The sequence below is a fragment of the Sorangium sp. So ce394 genome, assembly GCF_051474665.1.
GTDB lineage: Bacteria > Myxococcota_A > Polyangia > Polyangiales > Polyangiaceae > Sorangium > Sorangium cellulosum_D.
On record NZ_CP150339.1, the window covers coordinates 12346348 to 12361468 of the forward strand.

5 protein-coding genes are annotated in these 15121 nt (G+C 66.5%); all 5 read left to right on the plus strand.

The window, feature by feature from the left end; translation table 11 throughout:
- Positions 1 to 107 precede the first annotated feature (107 nt).
- Genes WMF33_RS45645 through WMF33_RS45665 form a run of 5 tightly spaced genes read left to right on the plus strand, consistent with a single transcriptional unit; the run spans position 108 to position 14956 of the window.
- Positions 108 to 2222: a restriction endonuclease subunit M gene (locus tag WMF33_RS45645; RefSeq protein ID WP_437334443.1), complete on the plus strand. Its 2115-nt coding sequence runs from the start codon at positions 108 to 110 to the stop codon at positions 2220 to 2222.
- Positions 2222 to 3613, plus strand: a complete 1392-nt coding sequence (locus WMF33_RS45650) for a hypothetical protein (protein WP_437334444.1) — start codon at positions 2222 to 2224, stop codon at positions 3611 to 3613. The genes WMF33_RS45645 and WMF33_RS45650 overlap by 1 nt, the downstream gene beginning before the upstream one ends.
- Positions 3601 to 7878 carry a methylation-associated defense system protein kinase MAD6 gene (gene mads6 / locus WMF33_RS45655; RefSeq protein ID WP_437334445.1) on the plus strand — a complete coding sequence of 1426 codons (4278 nt, stop codon included), beginning with the start codon at positions 3601 to 3603 and terminating at the stop codon, positions 7876 to 7878. Before WMF33_RS45650 ends, mads6 begins: the two co-directional genes overlap by 13 nt.
- The gene (gene mads7, locus WMF33_RS45660; RefSeq protein ID WP_437334446.1) at positions 7875 to 9521 is read left to right on the plus strand and encodes a methylation-associated defense system protein MAD7; all 1647 of its coding nucleotides are present in this window, start codon (positions 7875 to 7877) and stop codon (positions 9519 to 9521) included. The genes mads6 and mads7 overlap by 4 nt, the downstream gene beginning before the upstream one ends.
- On the plus strand, positions 9518 to 14956 hold the full coding sequence (locus WMF33_RS45665; protein ID WP_437334447.1) for a hypothetical protein: 5439 nt from the start codon (positions 9518 to 9520) through the stop codon (positions 14954 to 14956). The genes mads7 and WMF33_RS45665 overlap by 4 nt, the downstream gene beginning before the upstream one ends.
- Positions 14957 to 15121 lie beyond the last annotated feature (165 nt).

Sequence of the window (15121 nt, forward strand, 5' to 3'; positions counted from 1 at the left end):
CGCACGGATTGCTGAGGCGGCGCGCCGGTCGACGAGGCCGGCCGCGCCCCATCGAGCCGCACCGGTTGTATCGTCGCCCGCCTTTCCGCTAAAACCCTGAGCCGATCATGCCCCGGCCCAAGAAGCGCAGCGCCGACGACGCCACGCAGGGCGACCTCTTCTCCGAGGCCGAGCCCGTCGGAACCCCCGCCGCCCCCGAGCGCGAAGCCCAGCCGGACGAAGCCGACGGCGGCGATGACGAGGTGGTCCTCGACGGCTCGCTCGTCTGCGCCCTCACCGGCACGCACCGCCAGGCCACGCCCGGCGAAGAGGTCCTCCAATCCTTCATCGAGCAGTTCCACCGCGAGTACGGGATACCGCTCGAGGACATGGAGCGTGACGTCCGCATCGCGTGCGAGTCCTCCGAGGGCGACAAGGTCCGCACCCGCAGCCGCGTCGTCTCGCTGGCCGTCTTTGAGCATGGCCAGCCCCACCGTGACGCCGAGGGCGCGGTCAACCTCGGCGCCATCACCCGGGTCGCCATCGTCGCCAAGCCCGGCACCAAGCCCGGAGAAAAGGCCCTCGCCGTCCTTGAAGAGATCCTGGGAAACCTGAGCGAGGAGCACCCCGAGGTCTTCGGTGTCTGGACCAACGGGCTCGACCTAGCTTTCCGGATGCGCACCTACAACCCCCGCACAGGGGCCCCGATCTACACCGAGCTCGCCGACATCCCCGCTCCCGACGAGACGCTGGCCGACCTCGAGAACGCCGAGCGCCGGCCGCTGCGCGTCGCCACCAGCGCATCGCTCCTCGGCACGTTCAAGCGCTGCCACGACTTTATCTACGGCAACCAGAACCGGCGCGACGCCTTCTGGCAACTCCTCTACCTCATCTTTGCCAAGATCCACGACGAGCACGGGAGCTCTCGGCACTTCTTCGTCGGGGCGACCGAGCGTAATGCCGAGGCGGGCGAAAAGAAGATTGCCGCACGGATCAGGGCCCTGTTCGAGCAAGCCAAGAAGCAGTATCACGACGTGTTTCGGGGCGACGAGACCATCGAGCTTCGCGACCGGGCGCTCGCCTATGTGGCCGCGGAGCTGTCCCGCTATAGCCTGCTGTCCACGGACGCCGACGCCAAGGGGATGGCCTACGAGGCGATCACCTCCACCACGATGAAGCGGGAGCGCGGGCAGTTCTTCACGCCGCGCAACATCATCCAGATGATGGTCGACATGGTCGACCCAGCGCCCGGAAAGAAGCTCCTCGACCCGGCCTGCGGGAGCGGGGGATTTCTCGTCGTAGCGCTGGCCCACGCGCGGTGCCGGCTGCTCGTCGACGATGGCTGCCCGCATGCCGAGCAGCCGCTGCCCAGAGAGCTCCGGCGGATCGCGCCCAAGGCCCAGAAGTACGCCAAGGAGAGCCTCTGGGGCCTCGATGTCGATCCCGATCTGCGCAAGGCCGCGCGGATGAACATGGTGATGAACAACGACGGGCACGGCAACATCTACGAAGCCAACAGCCTCGAGCTCGTAGCCGCGCTGAAGCCCGGGGCGCCCAAGAGAGCTCAGGAGTTCGTGACCGACCAGATGCGCGAGTTCGTGAAGCGCAGCGGAGGGCTCGGCTCCTTCGACTATGTATGCACAAATCCGCCTTTCGGCGCCAAGATCCCCGTCGACGACCCCGATATCCTGAGCGCCTTCGAGCTTGGCAAGGACGCCAAGAAGCTGCCGCCCGAGATCCTCTTCATCGAAGCCTGCTACAACTTTCTCAAACCCGGCACCGGCGTGATGGCCATCGTGCTGCCCAACGGAATCCTCGGCAACCCCGGGGGTTACATGGAGTCGGTGCGGCGGTGGATGCTCCGCAATATGGAGCTGCTTGCCAGCGTGGATCTGCCGGCTGAAGCGTTCCTGCCACAGGTCTCGGTGCAAGCGAGCTGCGTCTTTTTGCGGCGGCGCTTTCCGAGCGAGCTGCAGATGGTGAGCAAAGAGGGGCTGAAGCAGCGCCCCGTGTTCATGGCCATCGCCGAGAAGTGCGGGCATGGGCGGCGGGACGAGACGACGTGGGTGCGGAACCCGGACGGGAGCGAGCGGATCGAGACCAAGGATGTGCTGGAGCGGTGGGAGCGGCGGGGAAAGGCGTACGAGAGGGTCAGGTCGCGGCAGGTGAAGGTTTTGGCGGATGACCTGCCGTGGGTGGCGGAGGAGTACCGGAAGGCTGTGGCCAGCGGGAGGCTCAGATAGTGCGCCAAGCATTCGTCGTCGACGAGGCGCGACCGGCTGCGTTACGCGCGCTCAACTATGAGCCGTCCGTGGAGCGCCTCCGTAAGAAGCGCAGGGGCCGGCAGGCCGTACGACTGCGCGATCTCGTCGCTGATCTTGGCAGCGGCTATGCCACGGTCTTCTCACGGATCGACGCGGCACCCGAGCATGCGGTCGAGCTTCTATCGCAGTCGGACATGTTCGACGCCGAGCCGCAAGGCCGGTTGATTCGCCGCGATTCGATGCGGTACCCCGAGCGGCACGAGGTGAAGCGCTGGCAAGTACTCATCGCTGGAGCCGGCACGCTCGCCCCCACCGAGCTTTATGGACGGGCGCTAATCGCCGACGGAAGGCTCGCCGGTAAGTACGTCGGCCAAGACAGCCTCATCCTCGAATTCCACGAGCCCGAGGCGTCGATGAGCCTGTTTGCGTATGCGTATTTGGCCAGTCCTACCGGGCTCCGGGCCGTGCGTGCCACGAGCTACGGCACGAAGATCCTAAGAATTCGGCGGGACATACTCGCTGATCTGCCGGTTCCTCGACCCGATGACGAGGTCGTCGAACGCGTCGCCCACTTAGTGCGCCGAGCGGTCGAGCAGCGCGAGATCTACGTAAGAGAACTTCACGCTGCACGGGAGGTCGTGGAAGCTCTGCCCGATATGCGCGAAGCGCACGCAATGTGCGCGGAGCGCCGGTCGCGGTGTGTGACCTGGTCCGGACCGCTCGTTACCCTCAACGCCTGGAACTATGCCTCGACTGGTGGTGCGCTAGATCTGCTGCTGCGAAAGTGGCCGCAGCGCCTCCGTGATGTCGTGCATCCGGATAAGCTGTTCCGTGGAGGTCGATATCAGCGCATCGCGTGCGAACCTCCTCACGGCATTGACTTCCTAAGCCAACGTGACGTTTTCTCGATTCGCCCTGTTCCGAAACGCATCAATCCGCCGGCTGTGGCTCGCGCTCTAGTCTTTGTGCCCGAATTTAGCTTGCTTGCCGGTGGCCAGGGAACACTGGGCGAAGGTGAAATATTTGGGCAAGTCGCAATCGTAACTCCCGACATTGCCAGATGTGGTGTCACCGAGCACCTGTTGAGGATTCAACCTCACGATCGTGCGCAGGTGGCGATCTCATATGCATTCCTGTCGACACTTGTTGGTCAGCGGCTCCTCAGAAGCACCGGCGTGGGAACCAAGCTCCTGAGCCTTCGAGAAGACCTGGTGCTGGCGCTTCCTTATCCGACACTGACGATCGCACAGTCACGTGACATCGCGACGCATCTCGAAGCTGCGTCTGCTGCCCGTGTCGCCGCCACCGAAGCTGAAACTGAGGCCATCCGCATCATCGAGGAGGAGGTCCTGCCCGCATGGCTCACCTGATCCCCACGCCCACCAGTGCCGGCCTCACCGGCCCCTTCGAACGCGACCTCCTCCAGCTCCTACTGGAAAAACTCCCAGACGCTTACGGCGTCGCCCCCAACTTCCAGATCAAGCCCAAAGATCGCGACGCCCTGGAGATCGACTTTCTCGTTCTGGCCCCCCACGCCCTCTATGTCCTCGAAGCCAAGGAGTGGTACGGCCGCTTGAGCGGGGACGACACCGAATGGCTCATCAACCAGACCCCGAAGAAGCCCCCCATCTGGCTGACGAACCTAAAGTGCAAAGTCCTCAAGGGAGAGCTCGGCGCCCTCGCCTCCCAGGTCTACATCTCCCCACTCATCGTGATACCGGACGGTACCACGAACCACGTCGGCGGCAACTGGGGATCATCGATCCGCTCGGCCACAGGAACCATCGCCTATCTTCAGGACCCGAACAAACTCCCCCGGCCCGCAGACATCCGCGCCTACCACGCGCCCATCGTTACCCTCCTCCAGGGCAAGTGGGGTGCGCGGCAGCAGGAGAAACGCCGCCGCATTGGCGGCTACGAGATCATCGAGACCCTTACCGCGGACGCAGCCTCGGCCGAGTACCTGGCCCGCCACGCCCTCCTGACGGAGGACCGCACCGTCTACCGCATCCGCACCTTCCGCGTCGACCCGAATCTCCCCAGGCCCACGCGGGACAAACAGAGCGCCGTCATCCGCCGCCCCACCGAGGCCGTGGCCAAGATCGGTCCTCACCCGAACCTCCTCCGCGTCCTCCACTTCGCCTTCGACGACGAACGCAGCGAGTTCTTCGAAGTCACCGAGTGGAGCGACTTTGGCACCCTCCACGGTTATCTCCAGAACCAAGAGCGCGACCGCCTCACCCTCCGCGAACGCTTGGCCATCGCCGAAGGCGTCGCCGCCGCGCTCGAAGCCGTCCACGCGCACGGAATCGTTCACCGCAACGTCTGCCCGGAGACCATCCTGGTCGGCTTCGATCGCAGACCCCGGCTCACCGACTTCGACCGGGCTTATGTCGACACCTCCGCCACGGTCTTTCAGGACACGACCGCGCGCGCGAGAAACTCGGCTTATGTCCCGCCCGAGCTCTCCGACGCCACGGATTACGACTTCGACACCACGTCGGACATGTACTCCTTCGGCGTCCTCCTCCATCAGCTCCTCCTCGACGAAATCCCTTTCGCTGACGCCGCCGCGGCCCGCGCTGCGGGAGGGATCCCGAAAAGTAAGCTCAGCGACCGCCGCCCCGACCTCTCGTCCAAGCTTGACACCCTGCTCCTCGCCCTCCTCCGCGTGGACGACTTCAAGGCGCGCCCTTCCGCTGGAGAAGCACTCGCCGCCCTACGCGCCGAGATGGGCCTGAGCACTGGCCTCGCCGAAAAGCCGTCAAGCCCGGTCGCTCCTGCACCCGTGAAGCTGGAGCCAGGTGCCATCGTAGATTTCGCCTGGCGCGTTGACGCCGAGCTCGGCGCCGGGGCGTCGTCGAAGGTGTATCGCGTCTACAACATCGATCACCAGAAATCGTATGCCATGAAGGTCCTCCACAACGCGGAGGACATCGACACACTGCGGCACGAGTTCAATCACATCCGCGAGCTGCTGCCGAAGCACGACAACATCGCCCATATCGACTGGTTAGGCCGCCTCGCCGACCAGACCCCCTACCTCATCAGCGAGTTGGTCGACGGCGAGACCCTACAGGCCTACTGCGACGGGACCAAGGTCCTGCCCTGGCGCGACATCCAGGCCATCGGTGTCCAGCTCCTCGATGCCTTGGTAGCCATGCACCCCGACCCGGAGCCCTACGAACGCCTTCGCGCGGCGAGCGCGGGGCGCGATCTCACCGAGGAGGAGTACGAAGAGATCGAGGCGGCGCGCGAGAGGGCTATGGTGGGCGTCCTACACCGCGACATCAAGCCGGCAAACATCATGCTGGAGATGCCTGCGCACCGGCCCAAGCTCATCGACTTCAACATCGCCGCAGAGACCCTGAAGGCCACCGGCAAGGGCGGCACCCCGCGCTACTGGGCCCCCGATCGAGGCATTCCCAAGTGGAAGGCGAGTGACGATCTCTTCTCGCTCGGCGTCGTCCTCTACGAGCTCCTCCTCCACCGCCACCCGTACCAGAACGACACGCCCGGAGACGGCGACCCCTATCATCCCCGCGACATCAGCACCGAGTTCCGGGTCTCGGACGAGCTCGACGCGTTCCTGTTCAAGGCCGTGCAGCCCTCCGGCGCCGACCGGTTCCAGACCGCGCGCGAGATGAAGGCGGCCCTGGAGAGCATCCCGGCCGCGGTCGCGCCCGCGCCCCTGCCCCCGATCGAGCCTGGCCACTTCCCCGGCCTTACGGTTTCGCCGGAGGAGGCCGCGCGCGCGAACGACAACCCGTACGTCACCCGCCTCCTCACCTTGTACAGCCAGGCTCGCCGCAGCAACGCGGGAACCCGCGGCCTGGACGAGATCGCCCGCCTCACCTACGTCGAGACCCAGCTCGACCGCAAGCTGGCCCCGGCCATCGCCTCTGGCCGCTTCCGCCTCGTCATCGTCACCGGCAACGCTGGCGACGGCAAGACGGCGTTCTTGCAGCAGGTCGAGCGCCTCTTCGCTGACAACCACGCTGTCATCGAGCCGCTGCCCACCCGAAACGGCAGCCGCTGGACCCACGAGGGCCTCTCGTACGAGACCAACTACGATGGTTCGCAGGACGAGGGTGAGCAGCACAACGACGCCGTCCTGGACCGCTTCTTCGCCCCTTTCGCAGGCAACACCCTCTCCGGGCTCGACGGCACCGAGGTCCGCCTCATCGCCGTCAACGAAGGACGCCTCCTCGACTTCCTGGCGCCGCGCAGCGGGGTCGACCGCTTCGCCGGCCTCCGGCGCTTCGTCCATCGTGCCCTCGACGGTCACACCGTCGACCCGCGCGCACTCCTGGTCAACCTCAACCTGCGCGCCGTGACCGCCGGCGGCGCCGCCTCGCTGGTCGAGCGCCAGCTCGTGGCCATGCTCGACCCCGTGCTCTGGGCTCCCTGCGAAACCTGCGCCCACCGCGCTCGTTGCCCGACCAAGCACAACGTCGACACGCTGCGTGACGAGGCCTCCGGCCCGGCCACCCGGGAGCGCGTCCGCCGCCTCTTCGAGGTGGTCCACCTCCGCCGCCGGGCCCACGTCACCATGCGCGACCTGCGATCGGCGCTTTCCTATATGCTCCTACGCGACCAGAGCTGCGCCGATATCGCCACCCTACTCGCGCGTACGGACGGGAACCTCACCGAGGATCTCTCGCGCCTCTACTACCCCGACGCCTTCGCCGATCGGGACGCCGAGATCGGCTGTCTGCCCTCCCCGAACGGCGGCGCCGCACACGCGCCCGCAGAGGAACGCACGGTCGACCGCCTGGTGCGCCGCCTTCGTGAGGCCGACGTCGGCCTTCCCAACGCCCCCGCACTCGACCGTCGCCTGGACCACGACCCGGAGACCGCCGTCCCTTGGATGACGTACGAGCGCCGCTCTCCCACGGCCAAGGCCGTTATGGCTGCGCTCGGCCGGGACGCGCCCACCATCGCCGACGATGTACCCTTCGCCGACCTCCTCGCCGCGCGCCGCCGCCTCCTTGCCCGCCGCCGCCGCTGGGCTTATTTCGAGCGCCGCGACGAGGGCTGGCGCACCATGATCCCGTACCGGGCCACCGCGTTGCTGGAGCGCATCGTCGTGCCCAAGGGAGACGAGGACTTCGCCCAAGCCTGCGACGAGCTGCGCGACAAGGTAGTCCACGCCATCTCGCGCGCCGAGGGCCTCATGAACGAGGACTACAACCGACGGTATTTGGCGCTCAAAGTTACTCAGATCAAGGACGCGCCGGTTCGGTCTTATCGACTCTTTCCCAAGGAGTCGTTCCGCGCCACCGTGGCCCGCGCCACCGCGCTGGCCGAGTACTTGGAGCACGCCCCCGACACCATCGAGCTCGTCTCTGAGGGCGGCCAGGGTACAGCCCGCCTCCGCATCTCGCTCGATCTCATGGAGATGCTCGATCTCATCGGCCGAGGTTACCGCCCGACGGCCAACGAGCTCCAGGGCCTCTTCGTCAACCTGCTCATCTTCCGCAACGAGCTCTTGACCACCACCTTCGACCGCGTCCTCGTCACCCAGGACGATCGCGACTTCTACGAGATCACCGCTGAGGGGTGCGCCGACGGCATCCGCCTCGCCCTCGCCAAGCACGAAACGCCTGGGGATACCGAGGAGAAGACACTGTGAAGCTCCGCAAGCCCGACCAGGAGTTCAGGAATCCCAAGGTCTTCTACCCGGACCCGAAGAACGTCGACCTCGACCGGGTACTGATCAACCTCTTCTTGTACCTGAAGTGTGACGGAACCCGCCCCGTCACCCGCGGCCGGCCCAAGAAGGAGTTCGAGAAGGTCGAGACCCATCGCACTGCGCTGACCAAGCTCGGCGGCGTCGAGGGCTTCGCCGAGCACGCCTCAATGGCCGACCAGTGGCTCAAGGCCGACATTTTCGATCTGGTCAACCGCGACAGGCCCACGGAGGCCATCGCCTCGCTGCGCCCGCTGCACCTCGAAGCACACAAGATCCGCGTCGCGAAGTACTGCCGCGACTACAACCACGCCGACGCGCTTTACGCCATGCTGGAGCACGACGAGTCGACGGCGCTCTCCGAGCTGCGGAGCTACCTCGACCGCGGCCGCGACCCGGCCACACGGAAGTACGATGGGAAGACTCCCCTCGACCTCGAGACGCTCACTGTGCTCAAGCTCGTCGAAGATCTCGAGGATATGAAGGTCTCGCAGGAGAGGGTCGCGCCTCATCCGCCCACCTGCCGCGGCCAGTCCCGGGTGCTCTGCAACGACGTCCAGCGGCTTCTCGCCTACCAGGATGTCGTCCCGCGACCGGTGATGATCGACTACCTCAAGACGATCCTCGGCCTGCACCTCGGCCTCTATACCCTCCGTGTCGGACGCCAGCTCTCTGGCTGGATCCGTGACCGGCAATCGCACCCTGCCTGCCGCGCCTGCCCCGTCTACGGCACGTCCAGCGAGCCCTTCGCCGAGTGCCCCTACACGATGAGCTTCACCGTGGACATGGGGAGCGACTTTCGCACGCGCATGGCGCAGATCGCGCAGGAGGACGCAGCCGCCGAGTATGCCCTGCTCGCGGAGCTGGTGAAGGCCATCTTCGCCATGAACCAGCTCATGACCTATGCGAAGGATGAGAACGAGCGCGACCGAAGCCTGCGCCTGCCCGAGGATCCCTTCGGAGTTCCATCCATCCTAGCGAACCCGCCCGCAGACTTCGAGGCTGATTTCAAGGCCACACTGAAGGAGATCATAAGGCTCAACCAAGAAGACGAGGAGCTGACCCCCGAGGTCCGGGCCATCCTGGCCGCCGGGATGCCGTCCTTCGACACGCTGGTGGAGCTCATCAGCCATGTGCGGCAGAAGCACCACATGACCTACTTGGTGCAGATGATCGACAAGCTGCTCCAGAAGAATGGCCCCTTCGGCGCTGTCGTCCAGGGCCGCTCGCTGAGCAATCCGCGTCGCTTCCACCTGGGCGGGCGCCTGCTCGAGGTCTTTGTGCAGCTCGCAGTCCTCCAATTCGATGAGACCGGCGGCGAGAAGCGCTATTACACCGAGCCGCTGCTGGTCGAGGACTTCCTGCGCTGGGTCGAGCACCGCTACGGCTTCGTCATCGCCGAGGCGACGACGCCCACCGGGCGCCGCCCGGTGACGCTCGACGAGCATCGCGCGTTCCGCGAGAATGTGCGCGCGCTCAAGGACAGGCTCCGCGAGATCGGTTTCTACGACGACCTCAGTGATGCCTACAACGCGCAAACGGTGAGGCCGCGCTACACGCTTTCGCGGCGAGGGCAGGGACGATGACCATCGCGGCGGCCAGCAAGACTGATCTTTACGCATTCCTGGCCGAGCACCTCCGGCCTCGGTTTCAGGCCGAGCTGGAGGCCGCGGGCCCGGGGCAGCGCCTGCGCGTGACCACGCTCCCGGAGCCGGTGATGGACGCCCTCTGCGCGAGCCTGCAGGACGATCCCCGCTGGGTGGCCCGGGTCCTCGCGCCCGCCGCCGCTGACGCGCCCTGGAAGGCCACGGCAACCAAGCTGATCGAGCTACGCAACGTCCTCCCGGCGCCGCTCCTCGTCTTCCTCCCGCCGGGCAAGCGCACCGCCGCCGAGGACTCGCTCGACATCGCCACGTTTACCGAGCTCTCCCTCGCCACTGTGGCGTCCGACCTGGTGGAGGTCATGTTCGAGGGGATCCCCGAGCCGCTCCAGGGCGAAATCCGCGAGGTCATCGATCTGCTCCGGCGCGAGCGTGACATCCGCAACGACGACGAGAAGGTCGAGTACCTGCTCACCGTGCGCAAGAACGGCGGCAGCCGGGTCGCCGCGGGCGCCGCGCTCTACGTATTCGGGCTCCTCCCCGATTTCCGCCTCTTCGAGCGCGGGAGCACGCTCTTCTGGCTCACGCGCAACCGCGGCGTCTGCGAGAAGCTTCGCGAAGCCGCCCAGCCGCTGCAAGCGCGCCTAGGGCGGCTTCCCGTCAAGCCGGGCACCATTCAGGGGCCGCTCTTCGCCTTCCTGCGCACCCGCCACGCCAGCGACATCCGCGTCTGGGCGCGGGAGATCGCCACCGACCCCACTCACCGCGAGCTCGCACTCGACTGCTGGGACTTCATCGACGAGGGCAAGGAAGAGGACCTCCGCCTTTTGCTCGACCCGCTGAGCCTGCCCAAGCAGACGGAGGACAAGGTCTCCGGTACCTTGCCAATGCCGGTCCTGAACGTGGGCGACAAGAGCAAAGAGACGCTCAAGGTCGCCTTCCGCGCGATCCCGAGCCCTGCGCAGGCGCCGTCGTGGAAGACGTGGCGGGTGCAAATCCTCTCGGTCGCCGAGGGGCAAGCGTCGGTGGCCTGGGAGAGCAATAGCTTCCCCAAGCCGGCGACGGGACGCCGCGCCGCCATCTTGCGTAACCTCAAGGCAAAGGATCTCGCCGCGCTGGAGGAGGGGACATACTACCTCAAGATCGATGCCTACGACGCCGACGGTGCGCTTCTGACCAAGCCGCGCCGGGTCAAGGATGACGACCCCACGAGCCGCGCCGAGAACGAGTCCGAGCCCTTCCTCGTCGTGCGCGAGAGCGTCGACGTGATTGCCGACGAGGTCCGCGCCGTCTTCGTGAGCTCGCTTCTCGAAGCCTGGGTTGATGTCGCCGCGAAGTGCCTTGGCGGTAAGCAGCGCGAGCCGGTGCCCGACCGCGCCGCCATACGCGGCGCCTGGGATCAGACGGTGGACGCGCCACCCAAGGGAGAGGTGTACTTCGAGCTCTCGACCGAAGGCTTCGCAGGGTACACGGTGCGGATCCCGGCACTCCTCCGGGCCATCGAGCTGACCTTACTCGGGAACCCCGAGCATCTCAGCGGGCAAGAAGTGTCGTTTGTCGACGTGCGCAAAGTCGAGAACGTCGTAATCAAGCCCCGTCAACAAGCCGAGCTCGGCGCTCTCCCGGAGGCAGCCGCCTTCCTGGCCGTCCGCCAGGAGGTCTTCCATGCCATTCGTGAGCACCACTTCGACGCCGGGAAGCCCGAGGAGCGACGGACGCTGCGCAGCGGCCTTGTCGAGACGGTTGACCTGACGCGCCACGCCGAGGCGATCGAGCGCTACGCTCGCGCCTACGTGGCACTTGCGGGCGCGGCAATGCACGCCGATCTCGAGCCGGTGAGCGCCGCGAGCTTCCGCACCGCCTTGGCGCAACTCGACACCGTCGAGCTGCGCTGGCGTCATGGCCCGGGTGACCCCGGCCGGGCGCTCCTGCTCGCGCCCACTCACCCCCTTCGCCTGCTCTGGCATCTCGCTCACGCCCGCATGATCCAAGACGCGGTCTCGGCGTGGAGCGACGGCTCCGAACGGGCGCCCGACTGGAGGGAGCTCCTCGACCAGCTCGTGGCTGAACTCCTGCCGATGAACCTGCCCATGGTCCTCTTCGACCGGAGGCGACGGCCCTTTGTCGAGCACGCGCCGCTCACTGCGTTCTGGCCGCTGTATCTGCCAGACCGCGCCGAGGGGTCAATTCCTGTGGACGCAATGGCCGCCCGCGATCGCGTTCTGCGCGTCTTGGGCGTCCGCGATCGTGCGACGACCGTCACTACGGTCGATCCGGACGATCTCGCGTGGCGCCTGTTCGAGTACCTCGAGCAGCATCCTTACGTCGAGCAGCTCTGTATCAACGTCTTCAACTCCGGCGATGGCCGGCTGGTCGCCGATGTCTTGCGCGGCGTCGAGGCCCTCCGCGCCGATCGACTCGGCTCCGAGGCGCCCTCGATCCGCTACGCGGTCCACCTCTTCGCCGGCGCCGGTCGCGTCGAGGCCGCCGCCGATGGACTGGAGAGTCTGCTCGATCCTGATCGCCAGGTCGGCGAGGAGGACGAGTTCACCCTCGCCTCTCACAACCACCTCTTGCCCAAGCTGGTCTTCGCTCAGAATGCGCTTGCCGACTTCCTCCAAGCGCCGGAGCGTTACGCCGCCCATGTGTCGCTGCTGCTCGAGCAGTTCACCGTGCTGGGAAGCGTCGGGCGTGTCGATGGGCTGCGCCGCGGCTCGTTCGTCGCCGGCCTGGTGCAAGAGCCCGAAACCCAGGTCGAACCGCTCGGCGCACAGGTCGGCTGGGTGAAGGGCCTCCGGCCCGGGTCGCGGCGTAAGGCGACGCTGGCCGAGGAGCTGCTTCGCGAGAGCATCGCGGCCGCGCAGCGCGTCCAGGCGGCTTTCGCGCACAGCGCGCCGGCGCGCGAAGGAGAGGTGCCAGTGACCAAGCTCCAGCTCTCTCAGCTCGATCAGGCGCTGCTCAAGCAGGTCCACGAGGTCTCCGACTGGGTGCTGACGGTCGATAGAAACCTTGGCATCGACTTCTTCGACAGTCCGTCCTCCGCTCGCGAGGCCGGCTACCTGCTCGACTTCGCACCCGAGTACCTCCAGGAGGACCGACAGAGGATCCTGCTCAGCACGCGGAGCACGCTCGAGATCGAAGGACTCATCCGGCCCATCCTGGACGCCTACGGCCTCGGCCTCCGTCCTGGCGAGGAGATCATGGTCCTGGACACGCTCCGATCAATCTCGGGGCGCTTGGCGCTGCGCCTCGAAGGCGGCCGGACGCAGGCCGCTGAAGTCGTGGGCCTCCTGCTGGCACGCTGGCTTCTTGAACGCGAGCACCTCCTTGAGCAGCGCATCGTCGTGCCCCTCGATGCGCACCGCACCTGGTTCGCTGGTGCGAGTGCCAGTGAGGAGGGGCCCACATCCCGGCGCCGCGCCGATCTGCTGCTTGTGGGCTTCGGGCCTAAGGAGACGATCCGGCTCGACATCGTAGAGGTGAAGCTGCGCGAGGAGCTCTCCGGGCCGGCGCGGGCGGAACTCTACCGCGAGATGCACGAGCAGATCCAGAGCACCATGGATCATCTCCGTGATCGCTTCGCGCTCGATCGCTACTCGGTGCCACGCGCCGATGCCCTCCTGCGCGCCAAGGAGCTTGGCGGAGCCCTCGCCTTCTACGCGCGGCGTGCCTCTCGCTACGGTCTGCTCTCCGATGCCGAGCTCGCCCGTGCACTCGCCTTCGTGGAGAACCTCGATGACGGCTACACGCTGGACATGCGTGCCTGCGGCGTGCTCTTCGAGCACCGGAGCCAGGGCGTGGATGTCGATGAGGAGGAGCCCGGATTTGTCGTGTACCGCCTCGGCGGTGACAAGGCGAAGCAGCTTCTCGCGCACGCGGCCGGTCGCTTCGCCGATCGGTCCAGCCGAGGCAGCGAGCGCCGCGGTACACGACCCACCGAGCCGCCGACGGCGGACACTGCGGCGCTGGACGCGGATCTCGAATCGTTCCGCGAGGCCCTCAGCCTGCAGCCTCCAGCGCCGCCCGCCCCGTCACCGACGCCTTACGTAATCCCGCCGCCTCGCCCCCCGCACCATGCGCGTGAGCCTGTTCTCGAGCTGCCACTTCGCGCGCCTGCTCCCCCGGCTGCGCCGGTCGTCGCGGCGCCGAGTGCCACGCTCCCGTCGGGCACAGCGGCACCGGTCGAGTCCGTGGCTGCGGGCACCGCGCCGGTCGCCGATCTACTTCTCGGCGCCACCGAGATGACGCCGCAGCACGGCGTACTAGGCAAGTTCGGCTCACAGAAGGTCGGGCTCGATCTGACCGGCTGCAACACCATCAGCCTCTTCGGCGTGCAGGGGTTTGGCAAGTCCTACACGCTGGGCGTGATCGCCGAGATGGCCGCAGCGAGCTTCCCCGGCATCAACGCGCTGCCCTCGCCACTTGCGACCGTGCTCTTCCATTATCACAAGAGCGACGCCTACGAACCGGAGTTCGTCACGGCCGTGTCTCCCAACCGCAAGCAGAACGAGGTGGACCGGCTGTTGCGCGATTATGGTGCACGTCCAGACGGGCTCCGGGACGTCGTGCTCCTGACGCCAGAGGCCAAGGTCGAGCAGCGCCGGCGGGATTACCCCGGGATCGTGGTCGAGCCGATCAAGTTCAGCTCCGCCGAGCTCAAGAACGACGGCTGGAAATTTCTCCTCGGGGCCTATGGGAACGAGGCGCTCTACCTGCGCCAGCTTAACGCCATCCTGCGCAGGCACCGGGACGTGTTGACCCTGGAAAAGCTCCGCGAAGAGCTACGCGAAGCGGACCTGTCGAAGAGCGCGGCGCGCCTCGCCGAAGACAGACTCAGGCTCGCCGAGCCCTACATTGACGATACGCGCTCGCTGGGGGAGCTGCTCCAGCCGGGCCGGACGATCATTGTCGATCTTCGCGACGAGTGGATCGAGAAGGACGAGGCGCTCGAGCTTTTCGTAGTGATGATGCGCATCTTCGCGGCGCAGGAGCGAGGCGGGCACGACTTCAACAAGCTCATCGTCTTCGACGAAGCGCACAAGTACATCACTGAGTCCGAGCTGGTCGGGCAGGTGGTGGAGACCATCCGCGAAATGCGGCACCACGCGACGAGCATCGTGCTAGCGAGTCAAGATCCTATCAGCGTGCCTCGGGTGGTGATCGAGTTGTCGACGGTGCTGGTGCTGCACCGGATGACGTCGCCGCAATGGCTCCGGCACTTGAAGACGGCAATCGTGGCACTGGAAGGATTGGAGGAGATCCACCTAGCCGCGCTTTCGCCGGGCGAGGCGCTGGTGTGGTCGCAGCGGAGCACGGACAAGCGATTTATGCACCGGCCGCAGAAGGTGACGATCCGACCGAGAGTAACACAGCACGGAGGAGGGACTAAGACGGCGGTGGCCGGGGTGACGGTGAAGTGACGGCGGCGCCTCACGCTGAGGTCGCCGATTACCTTGACCCGGCTTGCGCTCCCGGCGTTCCGCGTATCGCGGAATCGACCTCGCCTAGACTCTGGTCATCCATACCAGTGTAGGCGCGACGAAGGTTATCCGCATGAGCAAAATCCGGAGAATCCCCCCGGCCGG